Consider the following 25,959-nt stretch of genomic DNA (forward strand, 5'->3'; position numbering starts at 1 on the left):
TGATGCGGCGGGATGGAGGCAAGCACCTCCTGCAGCGGCATCACCCAGGCCGGTACCGCTTGCTGGGCCGCGGTCATCGCCTCGCGAGCGGCAAGACGGTAGCGCTGGGCGTACTTGCCGGTGCCCTTCCCGACGTTGGACATGCTGTCCCGGTAGGCCTGCAACGCGGTCACCTGGGTGGCGTTCATCCGCTCGAGGCAGGCCTTCCAGGCCTGCTGCGCTGCCAGCTCGGCGGTGAGCTTGGCGATGTCCCGATCCACTCCGGCGAGGTCCCGGTCGAGCACTGCTTCGCGGCCTGGTGCCGTCCGTTCCCGGACGAAGGTTGCGGCACGAGCCCAACTCCAGGCCTCCTCGAGCTGCGCGATCCGCTCGACCCAGACCTCCTCTTCCGCCGTGTCACGGAGCAGGGTCAGCAGAGCAGGAGCCGTCGTCCCGAGCCGTTGCGTCAGCTCGTCGCAGCGCAGCTGCGCGCGACGCTCCCTGCTTGCGACTTCCAGGTCGTGGAGCGCCGCCTCGAAGGTCTCGGCGTCGGCTCGGCGGAGCGCCTCCACCGCGGCCTCGAGCTCCGGAGGACGCTGAGCGCGGTCGATCGTCGACGCCAGCGCAGCAGCCAGTCGCCCCAGTTCGTCGGACGCACGCCGAGCGACCTCCACGTCAGCGAACACGGTCGCGACGTCGACGAAGGTGCGGACCCCCTGGGTCGTCGCCAGATCAGCGCGCGGCATCGCCGGGATGCGGCCGAGCGCGGAAGTCAGCCGGTCCCGCGCGCTGCGGAGAAACTCGATGGCCTCGATCGTCTGGACGACGCGGTGCGCGTGAGACACCTGGAGCGCTCGCGGACCGGCCACGCCGCCTGGGATCTGGACCATGGCGGTTGCCGAGGCGAAAGCCTGCAGCCGGGCCAAGGTGAAGAGGTGGAGCGCCACCAGGTGCGCCTGCTCAGCCGTGGTTACCGACTGCCCTTCGACCACCGCATCCGGGAGGTACGGCTCGGCGGCTTTCTGCTGCTCGCTCTTGAAGAGCTTCTTCAGCGCACCGCCGTCCTGCAGGTAGCGGGCGAGGTTGGCGAAGACCTGGGCGACTGGTGCTGGTTGGGCGTCGGTGGCGACCTGGACGTCACGGAAGCCGATCTCGGCACTCATCGTCATCGCGTCGTCGACGAGCTGGCGCGCCTGGCCGACCTGCTGCCACAGCAGCTCGTTGTCCCGGCGCAGCACGCTGTCCAGGACCGGCATCGCCCAAGAGGCGTCGACCCCGGCGGACAGGCTGCTGATCCCGTCCCGGATCTCACCGCACACCGCGATGAGCTCGGTGAGCGTGCCCGCATCCAGTTGTCCGAGGACCTCCGCCAGCGGGCCGGACTGGCCGGCCCGCGCTGCCTCGCCGCGCGCGACATCCTTCGCGAGCCGCCGCACGACCTGCACGTCGGGGATCGCGTCGGCCGCAGGGATCGACTGCTCGCGTCGACGGCGCCGGAGATCTGTGTCGCCGGGCAGTTCTCGGCGGAGCTCGTCGAACTCTGCGGTCGTGAGCGACAACGCGCCCAGAGCCGGCACGGGCATCCAGCCGTGCTCGCCCTGCGCCGCGGCCACCCGCTCGGCCACACGGGCCAGCGTGCCCGCATAGCCGGGGGCGACCTCGGGGTGCTGATAGGTCTCGGCTTCGCGGAGGGAGCGGATGTCCTCGAGGAGGCCGGCGCGCCGCGTCCGGGCCTGATCCAGCTTGCCGGCGAGGTCGGCGATGACCCGCCCGCTGCGCGCTGGGTTGTACGACGAGTGCTCAGCGGCGAGCCGGCTCACGCTCCTGCTCAGTTCCAGCGACCCGCCGCGGCTGGCGTCGGTGATCGAGACGCACAGCTCCTGCATCTCGGTGGGCAACTTGTCGCGGAGGACCTTGAGGGCCTGGGCTTTCTCACTCGTGACCAGCACTCGCTGGCCACGCGCCAGCAGAGCCGACATCAGGTTGGCGATCGTGTGCGTCTTGCCCGTCCCCGGGGGGCCCTCGACCACCACACCGGTGTCGCCGCGCAGGCGGTGGATGATCTGGCCCTGCTCCTCGTTGGCAGGCAGCGGGAACAGCGGGTCGTCGGCCAGGTCGACCGCCGCCGTCGCGCCCGTGGCCTCGAGCCAGGTCACCCGGTCCTCGGCCTCGATCGACTCGACGAGCTGCGCGAGACCAAGCGGCACGGGTTCGCCGGCCTCGGCCAGCGTGCGCTCGATGTCGTTGTAGTACTCCTGCAGCGCATATGCGCCTCGCCGCCTCAGGACGATCGCCGGTGACGGCGTGAGGGAGGAGGTGTTCCGCCCCGGCGCAGCCCAGGCTGCCGTGATGTCGACCGGGGCGAGGACCGCTCGCGCTGCCCACTCCTTGAGGAAGACCAGCGCGTTGTCGCTGGCCGGCCGGACGTCGAGCTCCACGATGCGCGCGCGCAGGGCGGCGGTCCCGCCGTCGTCGAACACGTCGAGGCCGGACAGCACACGGGAGTCCTCCAGTGACGTGGCCGTGGACGGGTCGAGCCGGACGATGACGTCGCCGGTCTCGATCTCGATGTCGACCGTCGCCCGGTGTGCGAGGACGTGGGTGCTGACACCGTGGGCGGGCAGGTTCAGCAGCCCCCCGGCTACGACGACCTCGACGCTCTCCGGGTTCTCGAGCGTCTGCTGCCGCATCGTGCGCAGCCGGTCGTACGTCTGGTGCAGCAAGCGCTGCGGGCGGTCGCGCGCCGCCCACCGTTGCCATTCCGGGAGCCAGGCGTCGTACGCAAGGGCGACCTCCGGCCGCTCACCCAGGGCGACGCGGTCGCCGTCAGGGCCCGGCCCCTCCGACCTGATCTTCGGCGCCTCCAGGGCGCTGTTGTCCCGCTCTGACACCGGCACCCAGCCCTGCAGCACCGCCGGGGGTGCTGGCGAGGACTCGAGGACGACCCGGGGCAGCCGGAGCACAGCCTCTCCCGCAGCGGCCTCTGGATCCACGGCCGCCAGCTCCCGGACGTCGTCGAGCCAGAGGTGGTCGAGGTGGCCGGTCACCAGGCGCACCGGGACGGCGCGCGCCGTGACGAGATCCTTGAGGAACTGGATCAACCGGTTGACCTTGTCCTTGAGGACAGGATCCGTTGCTCGCGTGGCAGCAGGCGCCGTGGACAAGCTCTCTCCCCGTAGTACGAGCTGCGCGATGAGGCGGATCGCGCTCGCAGGGTCACGTTAGGTGCGACCTACGACACTGACCAGGTCTCGAACGCAACGAATGCGTCTCGTACGTCCCGAGGGCCACACACCCGGGTGACGGCTCGACCGGCAGCCCGGCGGGTGTCCTAGCGTCGGCGCGTCGCGATCGGCTCGTACTCGGGGGATGCATGTCCACGCACGATGACGCCATCGTCGATCCCTGGGTGGTGCTGCGTCGGCTGATGGCGGAGAACCGAGCGCTGCGGCGGGAGCGGGACGAGCTGCTCGCGAGGGTTGACGATCTGGAACTGCAGCTGCTGGCGGAGCCGACCACCGATGTGACGGTCGAGGACTCCGGCCCCGTCCTGCACCCTCGACCCAGCGACGACACGGACCGCGAGGCGGCGGGGATCATGCCGCCTCCGGTCGCCGTGCCGGAGGTCCTGCGGCGGCCGGCGCGGGCTCGGAGGACCTACCCGGACCTTCCCGACCTGGGAGACCTGCTGCGCCCGTGGCAGCGCGAGGCCCTCGACGCTTGGCGTGCCGCCGGTCATCGCGGCGTGGTCGAGGCGGTGACCGGCGCCGGTAAGACGTTCGTGGGCCTCGCAGCCGCCCGGGACGCGCTGGTGGCCGGTGGCCGCGTCGTCGTCGTGGTGCCGACCACCGAGTTGCAGGACCAGTGGCATGCAGGGCTGGTCGAGCGGCTTCCCGGCGTGCGCATCGGCCGCCTCGGCGGCGGCCGGCAGGACGACCTCGACACCCACGACGTGCTCGTCGCGATCGTGAACTCGGCCGCCCGACGGACCTTTCATCCGCGCGAGGATGACCTGCTCATCGCCGACGAGTGCCACCGCTACGGCGCTCCTGGCTTCGCCCAGGCACTGGAGGGGGGTTTCGAGAACCGCCTCGGTCTGACCGCCACCTTCGAGCGCGAGGACGACGGCATCGAGGCCTACCTCCGCCCCTACTTCGGCGGGATCGTCTTCACGCTCTGGTACGACCGCGCCTTGACCGAGGGCATCATCGCGCCCTTCGACATCGCTCTCGTCGCCGTCGACCTGAGCGCTGAGGAGCAGCGCGAGTACGACTACTGCTCTGACCGCATGGATGTCGCGGCGCGGACCCTCGAGAACCGCTTCGGCGTCTCCCGCGACTCCTACGGCGCCTTCATGTCGACGCTCAACCGGTTGGCGCGCGGGCAGGGCCAGGACAGCGCCTCCGCCTACGCGCGGATGTACCTCGGGCCCATGAGTGCTCGCCGAGGGCTCCTCGCCGGCTCGCAGCGGAAGCTGGACGCCCTGGCCCTGCTGGAGCCGGCCGTCCGGAGCGCTCATGGAGCTCTGGTCTTCACGCAGACCAAGGAGAGCGCGGCGAGCGCGGCGGACGTCTTCGAGGACGCCGGCATCCCGGCGTCCACCCTCTACTCCGGTCTCGATCGCGAGGAGCGGCGCGATCGCATGACCGCCTTCCGCGACCGCGTCGCCCACCTGCTCGCTGCACCGCGGGTGCTCGACGAGGGAGTCGACGTCCCTGAGGCGGACCTGGCGGTCATCGTGGCCGCGAACCGCAGCCGGCGGCAGCTCGTCCAGCGACTCGGCCGGGTCCTGCGCCTCAAGAGCGACGGCCGCGCCGCACGGCTGGTCATCCTGTACGCCCGCGGGACCTTCGAGGACCCGACCCTGCACGACGACAACCCGCTCGCGTCGGTCCTCCCCCACAGCCGTCGATCCGCGGAGTTCTCCCTCCCCGACGACCGTGACGCCCTGCTCCGCTTCCTCATCGGCGACGGGTGGGAGCCCGGGGAGCTGGTCGACGCTGCTCCGGTCCCGTCGACGTCCGAGGTGCCAGCTGCCCTCGAGGACGTGAGCTCCGCGTCGGAGCCGCCTGTCCGCCCCTTCCCGTACCAGCAGGAGATCCTGGACGACCTCGCCGCGGAGCGCATCGTCCACGGGCACTCCCGCAACTTGGTCGTGATGGCGACCGGGACCGGCAAGACGGTCGTCTCGGCTCTCGACTACCAGCGCCTCCGCGCCGCGGGCACCGTGGAGACCCTCCTTTTCGTCGCGCACCGCAAGGAGCTCCTGGCCCAGAGCCGCGACACCTTCCGGCGCGTCCTGGACGACGACACGTTCGGCGAGCTCTTCGTCGGCGGGGAGCGGCCCCGGGCATGGCAGCACGTCTTCGCCTCCGTCCAGTCCCTCGCGCACCTCGATCTCGACGACCTGAGCGCGCAGCACTTCGACTTCGTGGTCGTCGACGAGTTCCACCATGCAGAGGCGTCGACCTACCGCCGGCTGCTCGAGCACCTCGCACCCACGGTGCTCCTCGGGCTGACGGCGACCCCGGAACGCGCGGACGGCGCCGATGTGCGCCGCTGGTTCGACGGCCGCACAGCTGTCGAGCTGCGGCTCTGGGAGGCGCTGGAGCAGAAGCTCCTCTCCCCCTTCGAGTACTACGGCATCCACGACGGTGTGCCCTTGGATCAGCTCCAGTGGAAGCGCGGCCGCGGCTACGACGTCACTGAGCTGACCGAGCTCTACACACGCTCGCAGGGCCGCATCCGGGTCATCCTCGACGCCCTAAGGGGCAAGGTCGCCGACCCGCTCCGAATGCGCGCGCTCGGCTTCTGCGTGAGCGTCCAGCACGCGCGCTTCATGGCCGAGGCCTTCACCGCGGAGGGCATCCCGAGCGTCGCGGTGACCAGCGAGACCAGCGCCACTGAGCGGGCGGCAGCGCTCGCCGCGCTCGCGGACCGGTCGGTGAACGTGCTCTTCACCGTTGACCTGTTCAACGAGGGGCTCGACCTGCCGGCGATCGACACGGTGCTGTTCCTGCGGCCGACGGAGAGCGCCACCGTCTTCCTGCAGCAGCTCGGTCGCGGCCTACGCCTGTCCGAGGACAAGACGCACCTGACGGTGCTGGACTTCATCGGCGCCCAGCACCGCGATTTCAGGTTCGACAAGCGGTTCCGAGCCCTGACCGGCACGTCTCGCGGCGGCCTGCGTCAGGAGGTCGAGCGAGGCTTTCCCCACCTGCCCGACGGATGCCGCATCGAGATGGACCCGGTGGCGCAGGACGTCGTCGTCGACAACATCAAGCGCTCGCTCAGCGTGTCCTGGAACGGGCTGCTCGGCGAGGTGCGGGACCAGAGCAGCCCCAGCCTGGCGCAGTTCCTGGAGGACAACGGCGTCGAGGTGGAGGACCTCTACCGCGGCACCGGGCGCAGCTGGTTGGACCTCCGACGGTCGGTCGGGTGGGACACCAGCACGCCCGGAACGGACGACAAGGCGCTCGCCGGCGCCTTCGGCCGGCTGCTGCACATCGACGACGTCGAGCGGCTGGAGTTCATCGAGTCCTTCGCCAGCGTCGCCAGCCGCCGCCAGCACCTCGACGTCAGCGAGCGGGTGCAGCGGCTGGCGGCCATGCTCCACTTCTCCATGTGGGGGTGGCGGGTGCCCTTCACGAGCATGGCGGATTCGCTCGAGCTCCTGCTGGCCAATCCCGGTCGGGCAGAGGAGCTCATCGAGCTGAGCGGAGCCCTTCGCGAGCGCATCCGCCACGCCACACCGACCCTGGATCTGACTGAGCCCTGCCCGCTCCACCTGCACGCCCACTACAGCCGGGATGAGGCCTTCGCCGCGTTCGGCATGCGCGACCTCAGCGGTACGTTCGGCTCGGGCGTTCGCTGGATCCCCGGTGACCAGGCCGACGTCTTCTTCGTGACGTTGCACAAGACGGAGGCGCAGTTCTCCGCCACCACGATGTACGCCGACCGACCGCGCTCACCGACGCTCTTCCAGTGGGAGTCGCAGAGCACGACCGCGGAGACGTCACCAACAGGGCAGCGGTACGTCAACCACCGCGAGCACGGCTCCACGGTGCACCTCTTCCTCCGGGAGACGAAGACGACGGAGACCGGCGGCACGCCGCCGTTCCTCTACGCCGGCCCGATGACGTACGAGTCGCACACCGGCGAGCGCCCCATGCGGATCCTGTGGCGGCTGGAGCACGAACTGCCCGCGTCCGTCCTCGAGCTCGCCTCCACGATCTGACCACTAAGCTGCCGTCGGGCCTGTGAACGACAGCGGGTCTGCACCTGAGGACGGGGGCGCTGTGCTGGACGAGCAAGTGCGGACAGCGATGTTCGCCCACCTTGAGCGGCTCACCGCCCTGCACCCCGAGGGGGTGAGGTCCGCAGAGATCAACCAGTTCAGCGTCGGAGGACAGCCGCTGAAGCTCGTGGTCCAGCCGGGCATCTGGAAGCCGGCAGCTTTGGACGCCGCTCTGACGATTCGCACGACCTTCACCGCGCCCAACCAACTCCCCCCGTATGAAGACGCCATCGCGCCGGGCGGCCTGGTGAAGTACGCCTACCGCGGGACGGATCCCGACCACTCCGACAACCGCGCCCTCCGACGGGCTCTACAGGAGCAGCGGCCGCTGGCGTACTTCATCGGGGTGGCGAAGAGCATCTACCAGGCGCAGTTCCCCGTCTACGTCGTGGCCGAGCACCGCGAGGAGCACGCCTTCCTCATCGCCGTCGACCAGGCACAGCGCTTCGTCGACCCTGAACTTATCGATGCCCTGACTCCCGACCGCCGGTCGTACCTGGAGCGGGTCGTGCGCGCTCGGCTGCACCAACCGGTATTCCGAGCCCGGGTCCTGCAGGCCTACTCGAAGCAGTGCGCCGTGTGCCGCCTGCAGCACACCGACCTGCTGGACGCCGCTCACATCGTCCGCGACTCCGATGAGGGCGGGCTCCCCGTGGTGCCGAACGGGCTTAGCCTCTGCAAGATCCACCACGCCGCGTACGACCGCAACATCATGGGCGTGCGGCCTGACTTTGTCGTCCAGGTGCGGAGGGACATCCTGATCGAGGTCGACGGGCCGATGCTCAAGCACGGCATCCAGGAGATGCACGGAGCCCGATTGAGCCTCCCTCACCAGCAGGGCGCGCGGCCTGACCCGGAGCGCCTCGAGCAGAGGTACGAGGAGTTCCTCGAGGCAAGCTGACGAGCCCCGCTCCTGACGTCAGAGAACCGTCGCTTCGCCGTGGTCCGGGTTCGCCGTGCAGCTGGTACGACGGTCCCGGGTCCGCATGACCGGTGACCGTCCGAGTTAGCCGTCAGCGCCCTGTCATGGCACCGCGTTCGCCGTAACAGCGGTCAGGTCGTCGGGGTTCCAGAGTTGCTTGGCAATATCGCGGTATAGGTTGCCACGCTCGACGATGTCAGCCGCCTTGAACTCCTCGTGGGCGCGAAACGGCAGACCCGAGTCCTTGACGAAGGCCAAGAAGCCGGGGTTCTTCTCGTAGGCCTGGGGATCCAGACTGCCGGCAAGCAAATTCTGACTGAAGTACCTCGGACGCTTCTGCGCGTAGGTCTCGTCGTTGTAGCTCGCGTTGAACTGCTTGGGCAGCAGCAACAGGTCACCGATCCGATTCCGATGACGAGCAAAATCGGCTTCGTGGCTGAAGTCTTCGACGTGCCGCTCGGGATGATCGGCCCAGATGTGCTCAACCTCGTACTTCACCTTCGCGCCGTTCGTGAGCTCGATGTAGTTCGACGCTTGGCCAGATTTCACGGTGATGTGATCGGTGATTCGAGCCAGGATCTTGTGGAGCTGGCTCCGGTTCTGCTGGTGGACGTACAAGCCGTCGTAGTCGAAGGACTCGTCGACCTTAAGCAGGTAGTCACGCAGCAACTTGGCCAGGTCAGGCTCGCTGAGGCCACGGATGTCGCGCATGACCGTGAACATGGCATATTGCATCGTTGAGTACGCCGTCGCGCGGAAGTTCCATATGCGGCGCGCGAGGAGGATGTCGGTGAACCGGCCGACCAACTCCAGCTTTCTGTCGATGGCGGCTGCGTTGTCATCGACTCGGAGCGGCGCCAAGAGCAGCTGATTCTGCAGTGTGAACCCGAGGTCGGCGTTGAAGCGGATGAAGCGCAGAGCGCTGTCTGGCTGGAAGGGCCCCGTCGATGCGGTAAGGATGCGCGCGTAGTGGTGGCTGTAGAAGTCGAGGTCACGGACCACAAAGTTATAGAAGTCGTCGCGCGCCTTCAGGCCAACGCTATCGTTGGCGCCGCGGAGCCAGCGGTGAAACTCGGTGCCGATCCGATCCCAGTCCTCGGGACGCGCTCCCTTCCTGCGCTCACGAATCTTGGTCGAGTACTGGCTTCGCAGCCACGTCTTGAGGAAGTCGGAGCTGGCGTCCTCCGCCTGCTCGTCGAGGCTGCGCAGCCGTTTGCGCCACAGCTCGTTGGCCTTTGTGCGAGGCTTCCCGTCTTCCATGTTGGCGAGCAAGTACCCCTTGAGCATGTCTGCCGGGGTGAGCTTGAGGCCGCGATCGTTCATTGTCTCGAAGATGGCGTAGGCGTCGTCGTCGCTGTACGCAGTGATCTGGACGAGCTGGACCCGGTCCTTGAGCCAATCGATGAAGAACGGGAGCGCGGCCCCCTTCAGCTCGTCAGGGAAGATTCCGTCGAGTTCCGCGTACCTGGCTACGAGCGTGTGAACTGACTCCGCTGCGTCCGAGGGCGGTTCGTATTCGCCGAACTCGAACAGGGCCTCCATGCAGTCGTTGCGGTCGGGAACACCGAGGTTAAACGACTTCTCACCGAACTTCTCCGAGTAGATGAGCTCGTCGATGCTGACGACCTCTTCTCGCCCCTGCTGGAGACGCCGTAGGTACGTGAGGAACAGCGTAAGGCTAGTCAGCCGCTGCTGGCCATCGACAACGAAGGGCTGACTGCCTTTCTGTGAGATGATGATGGAACCGAGGTAGTAGCCGGGGTACTTGGCGACGTCCTTGCGGGCGTGGTCGGACTCATAGAGGTCGAGGAACTTGGCTGTTAGATCGGCGACGAGCTCAGCGATCTGCTTCGACTCCCACTTGTACTCGCGCTGATAGTAGTCGATCGAGTACTTCTTCTTTTCCAAGACTTCGGCGATAGTCTTGGCAACGCCGTCAATCGTCCGGTCAATATCGGTCCCAGTCATCGTCCCTACCCCGTCACGAGTTCCATCAGCTTGGAGTAGCTGTCGGCGACGTCGTACTTTACTTGGCCCTCGAACTTCTTGTTGACGTCGGCGAAGAATTTCCGGGCGCATTCGATCTTCGCGTCCTCGATACCTTTCAGTTGAAGGGTAGAGAGGGAGCCCTTTGTCTCGGCGACGAAGTACACGTGCTTGACCGAACCCTCGGTGAAGGCGATCGCCCAGTCGGGATTGTAATCGCCGACCGGCGTTGGAATGAAGAACCCGCGCGGCAACTTGGCGTACACCTCTACCTCGGAGCTTGTGTCCAGCTCCGTGACGAGATCACGTTCAACCTTCGAGTCCGTGACGACGTAGTCATACACGTGCTTCTTGAGCTTCTCACCAGCCTTGGCGAAGTCCTGGGCACTCTGGTTCTCCGTGAAGATGGCCATGTCGAAGCGGTCCTCCAGCGCGTCGTACGCCAGATGCTCGACGATAACCGTGGCCTTCTGTTCGTTGATGAGTCGCGCGGCTTCGGTAATAAATTGCTCCGGATTCAGGCGGAACTTGCCGAACGTGTTCGGATTGATCCGCCCAAGGATCGCAGCGGCAGTGCGCCGAGTGAGCTGGGTCTTCTCGGTCACCTCCCCCAGCAGGTCGTACTTTACCTGAGACCCGGCAGACACTGTCGCGGTCTGGGTTGATGTCGTGGAGACGTCAAATCCGGTGCCACTGGTCAGGTCATCAGCGTCTAGCGACTCCCGCTGCCTGCCGGCCTGGACGACGTACTGCATGGCTGCGACGTTCAAGTGGGTGTCGAGTGATGCCACGCACTTGCCCACCAACTCGGCCGAGTCGAACTCGACCTGATAGACGGCCTTGTGGTTGATCCGACTCCAGAGCTCTTGGAACTCCTTCTTCTTGAAGTTCGCCTCGTTGAGGGGGATCTTCTTGGGTTTGCGGTCGTTCGTCGGCGCGGGGATGTCGATGTACAGGGCGTCGATCAATGGCCAAACGAAGTCGATGACCGGCTTGAGCACTTCGGACAACGGCTCCGCGAGCGACCCGGCGTCTTTGTCCTCCTTGTACTTCTGCGTCACGAGCCCGTCGTCGTCGACGTAGTCGTTGCGCACAAGGTAATTGTACAGAGCGGTTGCGAGCTTCTCGTCGACGTCGCTCTCGCCGGACTCGGTGTGGATCGTCATGCCAGTAAAGAACTTGATGCTGGCCTTTCGTGGGCGCAGCGTCGCCAGCGACTCTGCGATCTCCTTCTGCAGCCCGGCGACGAAGTCGGTATAGGACTCGTCAGTCACGACGGTCAGCTGGTTGATGGCATGCACCGTAACGGGATTGTCCATGCGCTCGCCATCTTGGTTGACGGCGAGCCTCAGTCCACGCCCGATCTCCTGCCGCCGCGAGATGGTGTTGTCACTCTTCTTGAGCATGCCCATGACGAAGACATTTGGATTGTCCCATCCTTCGCGGAGGGCCGAGTGCGAGAACAGGAACCGCACAGGCTCATCGAAGGACAACAGACGTTCCTTGTCCCTGAGGATCAAGTCGTAGGCCGCAACGTCCTTCGACTGGCCCTTCTCATCGCCGGTCTTGTGCACGTCGCCGTCGACGAGCCGCTTGCTCTTCTTGTCGATCGAGAAATAGCCCTGGTGCACATCCCGAGCTTCGTCACGGCTGAGGTACTTCTTGTATACCGCTGTTGCGTCATCGAGCTCCAGCTCCCCGAGGACCTCCTCGACGACGGCGGCGTACTCCTCCTCGAACACTCGTGCGTAGTCGCCAAGGGTGTCCTCGCGGTCGTAGTCGCGGTACTTGGCGACCTCGTCGATGAAGAAGAGCGAAAGAACCTTGATGCCTTGGCCGAAGAGTTCACGCTCCTTAGCGATGTGCGCGCGGATGACTTCGCGGATCTGGATACGCCGCTTGGTCTGCTCGGTGACGTCGCGGTCGGCGAGCTGCCCGGCGATGACGATGTCCCCGTTGCTGAGCGTGATGGTGTCGTCGATCGCGCTGACGTCGGTGACCACAAGGTCCTTATAGGCCTCGAGGCCGTTCGCGAGGTCATGAAGTCGGGTGCCCTGGGTGACCCGCCTGGGTTGCCGCTTGATCGGACCGCCCTTTGTCTGCACTTCCAGTTCCACACGGGCCGTGGGCGGCTGGCCCTTCTTGACCTCGATCGCATCGAGGTAGAGGTAGGCGGTGGAGCCGGCCAGGCCCTTGACCGTAATGCCACGGACAGCGATCTTCTTTACGAGCTTCTGGTTGTATGCATCGAGGGCGTCGAGTCGGTGGACTTTGGTGTGCTCAACCTTGTGAGTGGCCGAGTAGCGCAGCACCATCAGGGCGTTGAAGCGGGACAGCGCCTCAAGCGACTTCGGAGCACCGATTTTTTGTGGCTCGTCGATGATGACGATAGGTCTGTTCGCGCTGATCACGTCGATCGGCTTGCGAGACTGGAAGTCGTCCAGCACATCGTAGATGCGCCGGTTGTCCTTTCCCGTGGCGTTGAAGGCTTGGATGTTGATGATCATGACCTGCACGCCGGCGTCTGAACTGAATCGCTCGAGCTCATGCAGCTGCGAGGAGTTGTAAATGAAGAAGCGCGGCTTGGTGCCGTAGGTCTGCTGGAAGTGTTCAGCCGTGACGTCGAACGACTTCTTGACGCCCTCGCGAATCGCCACGGACGGGACCACGATGATGAACTTCGACCAGCCGTACCGCTTATTCAGCTCCATGATTGTCTTGATGTAAACGTAGGTCTTGCCCGTGCCAGTCTCCATCTCGACGTCGAGGTTCGGAGCGCCGAGCGCAGCCTTGCTGTCCGCAACCCTCGGCGCCAGCGGCAAGTTCCGAGATTTCTGAACCTGGTGAAGGTTGGCGAGCAACTGGGCCGCGGAGAGCTCGATCTCGGCGTTGCGCAGACCGGAGTCTGATGTCGTACTTGTCCCGAACAGGGCCGGCGCGGTGCTCGGCTTCACCTTGCCAGGGTCGATCCTGTAGGAGACGTCACTACGTCGAGGTTGGCCGGAGAAGACGTCAACGACCGAGTCGACAGCGCCCGTCTGGTACAGCTGGGTCTTGAATTGAAGCTTCATCTAGGTCAGACGGCCTTCACATCGGTAGAAGGCGAGAGTTCCTTAAAGATCTGTTCAGCGTTGATGCGCGCGTCATCGGAATCGAAGCCAAAGTCACGAAACACGGCGCGAAGCGGCTCGCGCTTGGCGAGCGACCGCACGAGATCGGGGCTCACGTTGTCCTCGAAGCAGGCAATCAGGACATCGTCCTCCATGACCAAGACCTCGTAGCCTTCGACGCTCTCGACGGCGATCGGTGTGGAGATGTCCAGCCCCCAGCCAAGCAGGACTTCGAAAAGCAGGTCCTCACCGGACCGTCCAGGCTTGACGCTGTGCTCCAGCTCGCTCAGCTGGAGCTGGTCGGTGTCATCAGGGGAACGTAGGACGTCCGCCATGTTGGAGGAGTCGATGCGGAACGTTCTGAAACCGATATCGAGACGGTCTCCCGTCATGCCCGCCTCCTCGCGGAGTCTCAAGCCCACCTGCCGAATTCGTTCACGAGCGATCTGCCCGATCTGAGTGAAGCCGGCCTCACGGGCACCGGACTTCTCCGGCGTCTCCTCGTCGAGTTGAACCATGATGAAACGCCGAGACCCGCCGTCAACGGAGTTCAAGTGCATCACCGCATGCGCGGCGGAGCCCGACCCCGCGAAGAAGTCCATGACCAAGGCTTCCCGGTCCGATCCCGTCACAACGTCGAACCATCTGGCCAGCACATACTCATCCTTGGGGTAATCGAAGACGCCTGGTCCGACAAGGCGCGCCAGACGTTGCGAAGCAGTCGTTCGGATCTGGGTGAAGACCGACTCTGCGACTTGACTGTCCAGCTCTTCGAGGAAGGTTTTCCCCCGCGGAATTTTTTTCTCGTCCTGTCCGAACTCGACGAGGCCGGCTTCAATCTGCTCCTTGAGCCTGGCTTCGGTGAACCTCCACCCGGTGCTGGGGATCGAGACCGGCCTGCCCGTCACAGGATGCAGCACCTCGAATCGCGGTCCCCCTCCTCCCGGCCAACCGAGATCCTTGTCCGCGTTGTAGATGCGGCCGGTGTCGTCGATAGTCTTGAAGCGCGTCACGGCGGCGGTGATATCCGGCTGCATGGAGAGCCACGCACGATAAATGGACGTTGCTGCGGCGGCATCATAACCACTCTCGGCCCCACGCCTCCCGCCCCGCAGCCAACGCCTCATCGACACCGGTCTTGCGCTCTCGCCACCGAACCCCGAGCTCCTGAAGGCGCGCCTCGTTTCGCGCGTAGATCACCAGGTAGTCATGTCCGACAGAGACATAGCGAGAGTCGTTTTTGCGGCCACCCTGCCAAACGACGGTCGCGATGTAGTTTCGTTCGCCGAACGCCTGATTGGCGACCGCACGCAAGTTCGCCAATTCGGCATCGTCGATCGACATGATCAGGACCCCGTCGTCGGCCAGCAGGTTTCGCGCGAGGATTAGGCGCGGATAGATCATGCTGAGCCAGTCAGAATGAAACCGGCCATTGGACTCCGGGTTTGCATGAAGACGAGCACCCTCGTCATCAATTTGACGAGACCGCCGTAGATATTCGGCCGTCGACTCCGCGAACTCGTCGCGATACACGAAGTCATTTCCGGTGTTGTACGGCGGGTCGATATAGATGACCTTAACCTTGCCCAGATATGACTCTTGGAGCAGCTTTAGCGCGTCGAGATTGTCGCCCTCAATGAAGAGATTCTTCGTGCTGTCGAAGTCGACCGACTCGTCGCGAACGGGACGCAGCGTCTTCGCGATCGGAGCGTTGGCGGCAAACGCCGCCGCGCGCTTGCCTGGCCAGTCGAGCTGATAGCGCTCCCGCGGCCCCTCGACTAGGTGATCAGAGAGTTCCTGGCGAAGCAGATCGAAGTCGACTGTACTGACCGAAATTCCTTCGGCGTCGACGGTCTCTGTGATGACGCGGGGGAACAATTCAGCGATTTTGGCTACATTGCTCGCTGTCAGGTCCGGTGACGCCATTCGGAGCTTCTCCACGTTGGCCCTCAGTTCGTATTGCCCGTGGCCGGGCTGTCGGTCGCACCCATAAGATCAGTGAGCGCGGCTTGCTTTGACTTCAAGGCTCGTCGTAGCTCAACCTTCCGATTGAGCTGCGGTTCGTTCCGCATTTTCCGCTCCAAGGCTGCGATCTCGCGCTCCAGCGACCGAACTGTCGTGAGTCTGTCGACCACGTCCGACACACTTTCGCCGGCGCGTGGCGCTACGGACGTAAGCGGCTGCAGCAGCGCCGTATACAGTCCCATCAGGGCGATGGCTGTGGGGAGCGGGACTCGCTCGCCGGACACAGGCTGCCATTCAGTGCTGAAGTAGGGGCCCAATTTCGGTATACCCGCTCCGAGCTGCTTGTGAGCGGCGGCCATGCGGATGGTTCCGTTCTCGCCCTCTCCCCGGCTGATTTCGAAGATGATCGGAGTTCGGACTGCCTTGTCGATCGCAGCGAGCACGCCCTCCGCGACGTCCTCTTCCTTTGCTCCGATCTCGAAGACTTGGATCTCTGGGATCTCAACGCTGCCCGGAAGGTTGATCGTCGACTCCGCGAGCTTGTAGGCCCATGTGATCCGTCGTACGTCGGAGACGAAGCGGTCCTTGATCGTGGATCCGATGCTCGCGTGCTCGTAGAACTTGGTCTTGGGAACCGTTCGGCCGAACCGGGCTGCGGCCGGCCAGCGATACAGCCGATCCCTCATGCGGTGCCCTGCGCTGGGTCCACGATGGCGATGAAGGCGATGAGCTCGAAATCGTCCAGTCCGCCGATGGTCTGGGTGAGCGCGGTCGTAGCTCCGTCGGAGAAGAGGCTGTCCAGGTCGCGCTCGGCCGTCACGTCGACCATCGAGCTGATCGCCGCGGTGAGCAGCTCCGAGTAGTGCCCCATCTCAGCGCCCTCGTTGGTGGCCGAGTTAAAGATGCGCGTGACCGCACCGACCGGCTCGTCGTGGGGGCGACATCCGGCACGGATGAGGTCGAGGAGGTACTTGACCTCCGTGTGGTCGGCGATGACGTTGCCGTCGCCGTCGAGATAGACGAGGTAGTGCGGGTGGAGTCGGTTGCCGCGGTTGATGTTCTTGTCGGTGTTCACGTTGTGAAGGACGAAGAGCGCTCCCGGCTTGAGTCCCTTGTCCGCTTGGGCCGGCACGACGGCATGGAGCCCCTTGGGCGCGCTGGCGAGGTCGCCGTACTCTTTGATGTAGCCCAGAAGATCCATGCGGAAGTCGTTGAGGCCGAGGTCAGTGATCGAGACACCGGTGCGGACGTCTTCGAGCTCGATGACCTCGTTCTGCAGCTTGCGGAGCTGTTCCTTGCGGAAGGCTGCGTCGCCGTCCTCCAGGGTCAGGACGTTGTCGTCGGCGGTTCCCGCTAAGTCAGCGATGACCATGCGGTTTTCGACTCGTTCCTTCAGGTTGATGTACTCGTCCAGAGAGATGTCGGGCCAGAAGTTGACCAACTGGATGTACGTGTTCGTGGAACCGATGCGATCCACGCGACCGAAGCGCTGGATGATCCGGACCGGATTCCAGTGGATGTCGTAGTTGACGAGATAGTCGCAATCCTGAAGGTTCTGGCCCTCGCTAATCACGTCGGTGGCGATCAGCACGTCGAGCTCGCCCGCCGCCTTGGGCATGGTCAGGTGTCGCTGTTTGGACTTCGGCGAGAAGAGTGTGAGCACCTGTTGGAAGTCATAGCCAGGACCGAGCGTGGTCCTCGCGGTGTGACCACCGCCGGTCACCAGGGCGGACTCGAGGCCAGCCTTGCTCAGGCGTGGCGCGAGCTCCCGGTAGAGGTACTCGGCGGTGTCGGCGAAGGCCGAGAAGATGAGCACCTTGCGGTTGCCCTCGTTGATCGGGTGAGCGGCCTTGCCGGCGATCAGGTCCGTGAGTGCCCGGAGCTTGCGGTCGTGCTCCGGTGTGACCCTCCGCATCTCATCAAGCAATTCGCGGAGCGTCTCACGGTCGTTCCACAGGTCGCGTCGCCAGGACTTAACGTCGACGTCATCAAGATCGATCTTGATGTTCTCGCCGAACGCGAGCGCGTCGGCGCCCAAGGCGTCCTCGTCATCGACGTCTAGGCCAGCGAAATCGATGTTCATGTCGGCGATCGCGCCCTCGTGAGAGTCGAGCCTGCCCAGTGTGCGGTCGACGGCTCCCTCGATCTTCGCGAGCGTTAGCCGGAAGGCCTCGACTGAGCTCTCCAACCGCTTCAGCAAGTTGACGGTCATCAGCTTCTTCAGCCCTTGCTCACGGCCCCGCTGCCCGAGGTTTGACCGTGCCATTCCACCCTCGATGTTGTACAGGTCGTCGTACTTCTGCACGCGGCTATCGAGTACGTACTTCAACGGCGTGTAGACGGCGAGCGTTAGCTCCTGCAGTTGCTCGAAGATCTCTTTGAACGTCGGGACCGTTTGGAGGTCAGTAAGCGGCTCACGGATCGAGGCCGGCGGCATGCGCTCGGGAAACGCACCGATCTCGGCGGTGTCGTAGAACGCCTGGATGTGCTTGCGTGACCGTGCAATGGTGACCGAGTCGAGCAACTCGAAGAAATCGAAGTCCAGCATCTTCAAGATCGCGGCCGGGGTGCGAGACTCTGGCGGTAGCTTCGACCACTCGTTGAACGCCCGTTGGGCGTCACTGAAGACCCTCTCCACGGTCGTGGACAGGCTGAGATGCTTCGCGAGGCTCTCCGACTCGCCCTCATAGGCGAGCTGGAGCTGGTTCTTCAGGTCGTTGAACCGGTTGTTGACCGGTGTTGCCGACAGCATGAGCACCTTGGACTTCACGCCCTCGCGGATCACCTGCCGCATCAGCCGCTGGTAGCGGGATTCCTTCTCCTCCGCATAGTCGGCGTTGCGGAAGTTATGGGACTCGTCGATGACGACGAGGTCGTAGTTGCCCCAGTTCACTCGGTCAAGCCGGAGTCCCCCAGACTCACCCTTGGTGCGGGATAAGTCGGTGTGGGCGAGAACGTCGTAGTTGAAGCGATCCTTGGCGAAGATGTTCGTCGTCAAGTTCGCGTTGTAGTTCGTCCAGTTCTCCAATAGCTTCTTTGGAGCCAGCACTAGCACCGACTTGTTGCGCAGCTCGTAGTACTTGATCACGGCGAGGGCTGTAAAGGTCTTACCGAGGCCGACGCTGTCAGCGAGGATGCAGCCGTTGTAGGTTTCGAGCTTGTTGATGATCCCCGTTGCAGCGTCCCGCTGGAAGTTGTAGAGCGAGTTCCAGACCGCCGAATCTTTGTAGCCGGTGCGATCGTTGGGCAGCACGTCCTCGCTGATGTCGTCGAGGAATTCGGCGAACAGGTTGTAGAGGATCAGGAAGTAAATGCGCGCCGGTGAGTTCTCGGCGTACACGCTGGCGATGTGATCGTGAACCGCGTCGGTGACGTCGTCAAGCTGGTCTGAGTTGTGCCAGATCTGGTCGAACAGTCGGATGTACTGCGCCGTCATCGGCGCATCGTCGACGCGGTGCACCATGTTCGAGACTGCGTTGCCCCGCTCGTAGCCGAGGTCGGCGGTCGTGAACCCCTGGAGCGGCATGTAGGCAGCCTTGCCGTCGATCACGGCGAATTGCTGCATCGGATTGCCGGTTGAGTTGGACCGGAACGTGACCTTGCGGCGCACCCAGTCCGCGCACTCCCGTGCGATCGCGCGCTGCGTGAGCTTGTTTCGCAGCCGGATCTCAAACTCCGAGCCGTGGAGGCTCGACTCGCCACCCTTGGCATGCGGGATGAAGAACTCACGGCGCTCCTTGCGGAGCTTGTCCGTGGCCTTGCTCGTCACGAAGGAAGGCGAGGTGAAAATGAACTTCAGCTCGTTGACCTGCTCCAGCTCCTTGCGGAGGGCCTCGAACGCGAAGATTGAGAATGTCGACGCCGCGATGCGGACCTTCGACCCAGGCGTGATCGCGGCCTTGACATCGTCGCCGAGTAGCTCGTTGACATTGTCGATGATTTTCATGCGCCACTCCGCGAAACTTCAGCTCGGTCAAGGTCCGCATCTGCCCCGCACCGACTCGGCCCCTCTTTGGCCGCTTGTGCACCCATGCGACCGCCAGCTCCGCCAGTTGGCATTACCAGAGAAGCGACGGACGCGAGGGGGGCTCGGCCGGGGACTGGCTGCGGCGCGTCGACCGCCGCTGGGTCAGCGGGACCGGCTCGCTCGGCCGCTTGCGAGCTGATGGGGATCACGATCGACATCCGGATGGGTACCTCCTGCGGCGGACAGTACATACGGGCGGGAGCAGATCCGAAGATTGCGGCCCTGAATTGGCTCAATGCCGTCGGCTGCTCGGCCTTCTCTCGGCCGCTGGCTCAGCCCCTGGGCGCGCGACGCCGTCCGGCCGGCCGCGGCCAGTCCGTCGAAGGTGGCGATCAGCTCGTCAGCCATGCCAGACGTGAGCGCGTTGCGCCTGTCCGCGGCGTTCAGCGTCACGACCGCGACGCCGCCGCCCACGTCAAGCAGCCCTTCACCGAAGTCGGGGCCGTATCCCTTCGCGCAAGCCGGGTTGCCCGCTATCAGACGCGGCGAAGGCGCCGACCGCCATCGCGGTCGGCGCCCTCGGCTCGCCTCAGGCGCGCAGCGCCGCCCGGGCGACCGGGACGAGCGAAGCCAGCACGACCAGCTCCCCCACAACGCTTACCCACACGGGGAACTCGCCGCTGGCGAGCACGAAGCCGACCAGCATGGCCGGCGCGGCCCACACCGCGATGTCCGCACGTGCTCGAACCACGGCGGCCGCGGAAACCAGCGTGCCCAGGATCGCCATCAGCACCAGTGAGCCCAGGACGGCGAACGGCGCACCGTCCTGCACTACCTCCCACGCCTCCACCGACGACGCCCCGCCCCGCTCGGCCAGCTCGATAGCTACTAGCCGCATGCCGGCGAAGCCGCCGCCGCCCACGCTGCCGACAACCAGCAGTGCGGCCGCGATACCCGACAGCCAGGTGGCGCTGCGGCGACCGGCGAGCGCCAGCATCGCGGCGCCGGCCACCCCGGCGAGCATGGCGACCAGGTAGGCGATGACCGAGAGGACCTGGCGCGTCGGGTCCTCCGCCAGGCCGGCCAGCCAGGGTCCGGCCTCGTCCCGCGGCAGCCCGTCCGTGCTGAGCAGGTACTGGGCCGCGAGCGCGATCGGGCCCAGGAAGGCGGCGCCCACCAGCAGGCGGCGGCGGGCGTGCACGCCGGGAGCGGGAGCCGGAGCGGCCGGGGTGGGGACGGCGGGGCCGTCGATGTGGTCCGGGGCGACGACGCCGCTGCCGAGCCGGGTGGTGGTGCTGTCCATCGGGATGTCTCCTCGCGATGCCGGCTCCGTCGGCCGGGCTGCAACCACCGTCGCGACGGCGCCGTCCTCCCCGCATCGGACGCCTGTCCCGTTCCCCCGCGGGTGGTGTGTCCCTGGCGACCGGGACATCCGCGCTGCCACGATGCCGCGGTGATCGACGTCCGGAGCGCCGTGGCCGTCACCGCGGCCACCGGCGGAGCCGCCGTCGCGGTCGCGGCCGCGGTCATCGCGCCGACAGCGGACGTCGGTGCCGACGCCGTCGCCTGGGGGCTCGCCGGCGCGCTCGGCTTCGGCGGCCTGGGCGCCCTGGTCATCACCCAGCGCCCGCGGCTGGCCGCCGGCTGGCTCATGCTCGTCGTCGGCGTGTGCAGCGGCGGGGTGTCGCTGGCGGCGGTCCTGGCGGCGGCGATCCTGCCGTCCGACCCGGGCTCGAGTGCCGGTGCGCTCGCCTACTGGGTGCAGACGTGGCTGTGGGTGCCCGCCTACGCGCCGGTCCCCACGCTGCTCCTGCTGGTCCTCCCCGACGGCCCCCTGCCCGGGCGCTTCTGGCGAGCGACGACGGCGGTCGCGGCGGCAGCCAACGTGCTGGGGCCGCTGGCGTGGGCCCTGACGCCCTACGACCAGCAGGACCAGCCGGTGCCCGCGGAGTACGGCGACGTCCGCAACTCGGTCGGGGTCGACGGCGCCTGGTCGGTCGTCAACCTGTCGCTGCTGCTGCTCGTCGTCAGCGCCGTCCTCGGCATCGCCTCCCTCGTCGTCCGTCTGCGCCGGAGCGCAGGCCGGGAGCGGGACCAGGTCCTCTGGGTCCTCGCCGGCGCCCTCGGGACCGTCATGCTCGTCGCCCTGGCGTGGATCGTGCCGTCGGCGCAGCTCCTGCTGATCGCCGCGGCGCTGCTGCCGCTGCCGGCCGCGGTCACCTGGGCGCTGCTGCGCGCCCGGCTCTGGGACCTCGACATCGCGCTGGGGCGGACCCTCGTCTACCTGGCGCTGAGCCTGCTCGCGCTGGCGGTGTACGGCGGGCTGCTGGTGCTGGCGGGTTCGGTGCTCGGCGACCTCACCGGCTCGACCGACCTGCTGGTCTTCGCGATCGCCGCCGTCCTCGTGCAACCGGCTCGGGACGGGCTGCAGCGGCGGGTCAACCGGCTGCTGTACGGGGACGTCGTCGAGCCGGAGATCGCCATCGGCGAGCTCGGCCGGCGGGTCGACTCCGCGGCGTCGCCCGCGCACGTGCTGCCGGCTGTCGTGGATGTGCTGGCCCGCACGCTGCGGCTGCCATTCGTCGCCCTGCGGCTGCCGGGGCGGGAACCGGTCGCGCACGGGACGCCGACGACGTCCGCCGAGACCGTGCCGCTGGTCCACCAGGGCCGGACCGTGGGCGAGCTGGATCTCGCGCTGCCGCCGGGCGGGCTCGGACCGCGGGTGCGGACGATGCTCGACGAGCTGGTGCGCCAGACCGCGCAGGTCGCGCACGCGGTGCTGCTGCAGGAGGAGGTGCAGCGCTCGCGGGAGTCGATCGTCACCTCGCGCGAGGAGGAGCGCCGCCGGCTGCGGCACGACCTGCACGACGACCTCGGACCGGGACTGGCGGCGACGGCGATGCAGCTCGAAGCGGTCGGCGAACTGCTCGAACGGGATCCCGGGCGGGCCGGGTTCATGCTGGACCAGGCGGCCGGCTACCTGCGCAGCACCGTGGCCGAAGTACGGCGGATCGTCGACGACCTGCGGCCTGCCGCCCTCGGTGACCTCGGTCTGGTCGGGGCGGTGCGCGCGCACGCCGCCCGCCTGGCCGACGGCGGCCTGCAGGTCACTGTCGACGCGCCGGACGAGCTGGACGACCTGCCCGCCGCGGCGGAGGTGGCAGCCTTCCGCATCGTGGGCGAGGCGATGACCAACGTGGCGCGGCACGCGCGAGCCTCGCGGCTGCACGTCTCGATCCGTCACCGGGCGGGACGGCTCGAGCTGTGCGTCGAGGACGACGGGATCGGCGTGCGGCCGGGGGCCCGCACCGGCGTCGGGCTGGGCTCGATGCACCAGCGCGCGGCGGAGCTCGGCGGCACCTGCGAGATCACCGGCGGCGCCGGCACGACGGTGCGCGCCGTCCTCCCGACGGGGGCGGGATGAGCCAACTGAAGACGGTGCTCGTCGTCGACGACCACCCGATGTTCCGCGACGGCTTGGTGTCCCTGGTCGAGTCGCTCGACTGGGCCGAGGTCGTCGGCCAGGCGGAGGACGCTGAGTCGGCCGTCGCGCTGGCCCGCGACGCGCGCCCCGACATCGTGCTGATGGATCTGCACCTGGCCGCGGGCAACGGCCTGGATGCCACCGCCCGCATCACCGCGGAGCTGCCGGGCACCGCGAAGGTGCTCGTGCTGACCATGGTGGAGAACGACGACGCCGTGGCCGCCGCCCTGCACGCCGGGGCCCGCGGCTACCTCGTCAAGGGCGCGAGCCGGGCACAGATCCGCCGCGCGCTGGAGGCGGTGGCCGACGGCGAGACGATCCTCGGCCGGGGCACCGCCGGCGCGCTGGCCCGGCTCACCGCTAACGGGGATGCCCTGAGCGCCTTCCCGACGCTGACCGACCGCGAGCGTGAGGTGCTGGGGCAGCTCGCGGCCGGGCTGAGCAACGGGGAGATCGCGGCGCGCCTGTTCCTGTCGGACAAGACGGTGCGCAACGTCGTCTCGGCGATCTTCGGCAAGCTGGAGGTCTCCAGCCGGGCGGAGGCGGTGGCCCGGGCGCGGGACGCGGGGCTCGGGGGTGCCGCGCCGGGCCTGGGTCGGCGGTCGGACGGCTAAGTCAGGTACCGGTACGGGCCATCGACATGCCGGGCCAGCCGGGTCCAGGCTGGAAGGCCCCCCGACGGAGCTGTGCCGGCTCGTCCACGGGCGCCGCGACGAGACGAAGCGTCGTCGCGCTCGGGGCCGACGCCTCCCGGCGGGGCAGGTTGTCGCGACACCAGCGCTCGCAGTCGGCCAGCAAGTTGCCGGTGGACATCGGGCGGAACGCTCCGCTGGACGGCAGGCCGGACAACGCTGCACAGCTCCCTGGGTGAGAACGACGGGACCGCACGTCCTCACCGGCCCGCGAGGAGCCGCCCGGGCAAGAGGAACCACCGGTCGTGAACGACCGTGGACCTGCCGGGAGCGCGCCGGGAGACGGGGAAGGACGCAGAATCGAACCTAGGCCACTCCCCCGCCCCGGCCCGGCATCCCGGCTCCCGGCGCGCCCTCCGACCTACTGGGCCGAGCGGCGCATCGACCACATCTGCGCCGGGCGCTCCGACTGCATCGCGACGTCCCACGGGATCGCGCCGTTGACGACCTCCTTGCGGAAGTTGCCCACCGCCACCCGCGCCAGCTCCGGGTCGGCCGCCACGCGCTGCGCCAGCTCGATCGCCCGGCCCTCGACCGCCGCGTCGTCCAGCGACTCCCACGCCAGCCCGAGCTCGACGGCCTTGTCGCCGTTGATCTCCTCGCCGAACAGCGCCATCGCCGCCGCGGCCTCCCGGCCGATCAGCCGCGACAGGATGACGAAGTGCCCGCCGCCCGGGTGCATACCGCGCCGCAGGAAGCCCGCGAGGAGGCGGACGTCGCGAGCCACGATCCGCAGGTCCGCCGCCAGCAGCATGTTCATGCCGGCACCCACCGCCGAGCCACGCACCGCCGCCACGGTCGGCACGCGGACCTGGCCCAGCCGGTAGAAGGAGTCGTAGATCTTGCCCATGCCCTCGTAGGCGTCCGGCGTCGCCGGGTCCTTGCCGGCCGAAGTCAGCGTCGCGACGTCGCCGCCCGCGCAGAACGACTTGCCGACGCCGCGGATGACCAGCGCGCCCACCTCCGGCTTCGCGTCCACCTCGTCGAAGGTCGCGATCAGCTGGTCGGCCATGCCGGGCGTCAGCGCGTTGCGCCGGTCCGGGGCGTTCAGCGTCACGATCGCGACGCCGCCGTCCACCTCGAGCAGCACTTCACCGGTTTCGGCCACGAGCCCACCTCTCGAACGAGCGCACCGGCCCCGACGCCGGCTCCGCCTCTCTGACAGGCATCAGACCACGGGCCGCGGCGGTCTGCGCCATGGCGTCTCAGCCCTCGTCGTCCTTGTCTTCGCCGCCACGCCAACGACCTGCTCGCGCGGCAATGCCGCTGGACAGCTTGCCGGTCACCGATCGCGCCTTGCCGAAGGTCTCGGTGCCGAGCTGCTTGGCGACGCCGAGCCCGTCGGCCCCCGTCGCGAGGGCCGCGTCCCTGGCTTCGACCGCGGCGGCACGCCAAGCCTTCGCCTCGAGCGCCGCTCCTCCGGACTCGATCCCCAAGCTGCCGTGGAAGCCGGCGACATCGAGGGCGACGCGTTCCCGCGATCGAACGACGGCCGGGGACTGCATGGGGTTCATCAGCACGTTTGCGTTCGCCTTCGCCGCTGCGGCGTCCATCCGGTTCAGCAGCTGAACCGTGCACTCGGCGATGGTGTCGAGGCGCTTCTGCCTGGCCGCCTTCAGCCCGCGCCGGTGTCCGTCCAGATCGTCCGGGGCGACGTCGAGCACGCGGTCGAGCTCGAGCACCGCGATCGCGTCCTGGAGCTGGAAGCACCGCGCCAGCACGGCGAGCCACTCCTGGGCCTTCGCCTCGGCGGTCTTCGCCGCCTTCGCCAGGTCAGCGATGGTCGACGTGCGCTCCACCTTGTCCGCGAGCGCGTCGAGCTGCCGCAGTGCGTACGCCTGCGTGCGCGCGATCGTCGCTGACGACGCCTGAACCTTCGACCACGTCACCTCGTTGACCCGACCGCCGTGCTCGCGGAGCGTCATGGCCTCGTCGATGTCGAAACCGACCCCGATCAGGTCCGCGATGACGGCGTCCTCATGGGCGCGGAGCACGTCGTCGAGCTTCTGGTCGATCGTCTTCAGGTAGTCGGTGATCTCGTCCATGGTCTGCTGCATCGCGACCTGTGCCATGAGCCCGGCAGCCCCGGTCAGGACCGCCGGGTTGCTCAGCACACCGCTCGGTGACGTCTTCACGATCTCGAGGATGTGCTTGGTTTTGTTGTCCTTCATGGCGATGGCGCGGCTGACCCCGTCCGCGGATCCCTTCATCAGGGGGCTGTTCCGCATCGCGGCCGCCGACTTCTCGGTCAGCTTCACCCACCGCCCCGATTGGGCAGCGATGTGCGCCCCGGCCTGCGCCGCCGCACTCCCCGTCTTCAGGAACGGTCCGAGCCGCTCCAGGCCCAGGTCTCGCGACGGCAGCTCCGCGGAGACAAGAAAGCGATCGACCGCCCCTGCGTCACCGATGACTGCGAGGCCGTCCCCGTCACTGATCACTTGAAGTTCGGCACTCATCATCGGCTCCTCGGTATGCGGCAAAGGACGCTGCGGGGACATGGCTGCGCGCGCCCGGGGCATCCTGACCCGCGCAGTCCGCTCACCCGTGCTCATCCGCC

Annotated in this window: 13 protein-coding genes and 1 pseudogene; 4 read left to right on the top strand and 10 right to left on the bottom strand. The window is 67.0% G+C overall.

Translation table 11 applies throughout. The features are described 5' to 3' along the window. Positions 1-1,862: 1,862 nt before the first annotated feature. Positions 1,863-2,669: pseudogene (locus JKP75_RS21395) on the bottom strand (AAA family ATPase); the annotation flags it as partial. A 683-nt stretch (positions 2,670-3,352) separates the two neighbouring features. Between JKP75_RS21395 and JKP75_RS12630 the strand changes: the two are divergent. After that, positions 3,353-7,216, top strand: coding sequence for a DUF3427 domain-containing protein (locus JKP75_RS12630; RefSeq protein ID WP_200493131.1), 3,864 nt, complete (start codon positions 3,353-3,355; stop codon positions 7,214-7,216). Between the two features lie 61 nt (positions 7,217-7,277). Next, entirely contained in the window at positions 7,278-8,177 is a 900-nt protein-coding gene (locus JKP75_RS12635; RefSeq protein ID WP_200493132.1) for an HNH endonuclease, read from the top strand. Positions 8,178-8,300: 123 nt separating this feature from the next. On the opposite strand, the gene JKP75_RS12640 is transcribed toward JKP75_RS12635, so the two are convergent. The 7 genes from JKP75_RS12640 to JKP75_RS12670 all read right to left on the bottom strand — a co-directional run bounded on the left by JKP75_RS12640 (position 8,301) and on the right by JKP75_RS12670 (position 20,529). Beyond that, the gene (locus JKP75_RS12640; protein WP_200493133.1) at positions 8,301-10,166 is read right to left on the bottom strand and encodes a DUF262 domain-containing protein; all 1,866 of its coding nucleotides are present in this window, start codon (positions 10,164-10,166) and stop codon (positions 8,301-8,303) included. Positions 10,167-10,171: 5 nt separating this feature from the next. Further along, positions 10,172-13,255: a type III restriction-modification system endonuclease gene (locus JKP75_RS12645; protein WP_200493134.1), complete on the bottom strand. Its 3,084-nt coding sequence runs from the start codon at positions 13,253-13,255 to the stop codon at positions 10,172-10,174. Between the two features lie 5 nt (positions 13,256-13,260). Continuing rightward, positions 13,261-14,307, bottom strand: a complete 1,047-nt coding sequence (locus JKP75_RS12650; protein ID WP_200493135.1) for a hypothetical protein — start codon at positions 14,305-14,307, stop codon at positions 13,261-13,263. Between the two features lie 64 nt (positions 14,308-14,371). Beyond that, entirely contained in the window at positions 14,372-15,235 is an 864-nt protein-coding gene (locus tag JKP75_RS12655) for a site-specific DNA-methyltransferase (protein WP_200493136.1), read from the bottom strand. An 8-nt stretch (positions 15,236-15,243) separates the two neighbouring features. Further along, the gene (locus JKP75_RS12660; protein ID WP_200490893.1) at positions 15,244-15,945 is read right to left on the bottom strand and encodes a DUF4391 domain-containing protein; all 702 of its coding nucleotides are present in this window, start codon (positions 15,943-15,945) and stop codon (positions 15,244-15,246) included. Then, positions 15,942-19,205, bottom strand: a complete 3,264-nt coding sequence (locus JKP75_RS12665) for a helicase-related protein (RefSeq protein WP_200493137.1) — start codon at positions 19,203-19,205, stop codon at positions 15,942-15,944. The genes JKP75_RS12660 and JKP75_RS12665 overlap by 4 nt, the downstream gene beginning before the upstream one ends. A 610-nt stretch (positions 19,206-19,815) precedes the next feature. After that, on the bottom strand, positions 19,816-20,529 hold the full coding sequence (locus tag JKP75_RS12670; protein WP_200490891.1) for a hypothetical protein: 714 nt from the start codon (positions 20,527-20,529) through the stop codon (positions 19,816-19,818). 150 nt (positions 20,530-20,679) lie between these two features. Between JKP75_RS12670 and JKP75_RS24015 the strand changes: the two genes are divergently transcribed. After that, positions 20,680-22,650, top strand: a complete 1,971-nt coding sequence (locus JKP75_RS24015; protein ID WP_200490890.1) for a sensor histidine kinase — start codon at positions 20,680-20,682, stop codon at positions 22,648-22,650. Next, a complete protein-coding gene (locus tag JKP75_RS12680; protein ID WP_242473314.1) occupies positions 22,647-23,324 on the top strand; it encodes a response regulator transcription factor in 678 nt (225 codons plus the stop codon). Before JKP75_RS24015 ends, JKP75_RS12680 begins: the two co-directional genes overlap by 4 nt. 439 nt (positions 23,325-23,763) lie before the next feature. On the opposite strand, the gene JKP75_RS12685 is transcribed toward JKP75_RS12680, so the two are convergent. Together JKP75_RS12685 and JKP75_RS12690 are read right to left on the bottom strand one after the other, a co-directional pair. Next, on the bottom strand, positions 23,764-24,510 hold the full coding sequence (locus JKP75_RS12685; protein WP_200490889.1) for an enoyl-CoA hydratase/isomerase family protein: 747 nt from the start codon (positions 24,508-24,510) through the stop codon (positions 23,764-23,766). A 97-nt stretch (positions 24,511-24,607) separates the two neighbouring features. Further along, positions 24,608-25,858, bottom strand: coding sequence for a hypothetical protein (locus tag JKP75_RS12690; RefSeq protein ID WP_200490888.1), 1,251 nt, complete (start codon positions 25,856-25,858; stop codon positions 24,608-24,610). Positions 25,859-25,959 lie beyond the last annotated feature (101 nt).

It is taken from the genome of Blastococcus sp. TML/M2B, from assembly GCF_016612865.1.
Classification (GTDB): domain Bacteria; phylum Actinomycetota; class Actinomycetes; order Mycobacteriales; family Geodermatophilaceae; genus Blastococcus.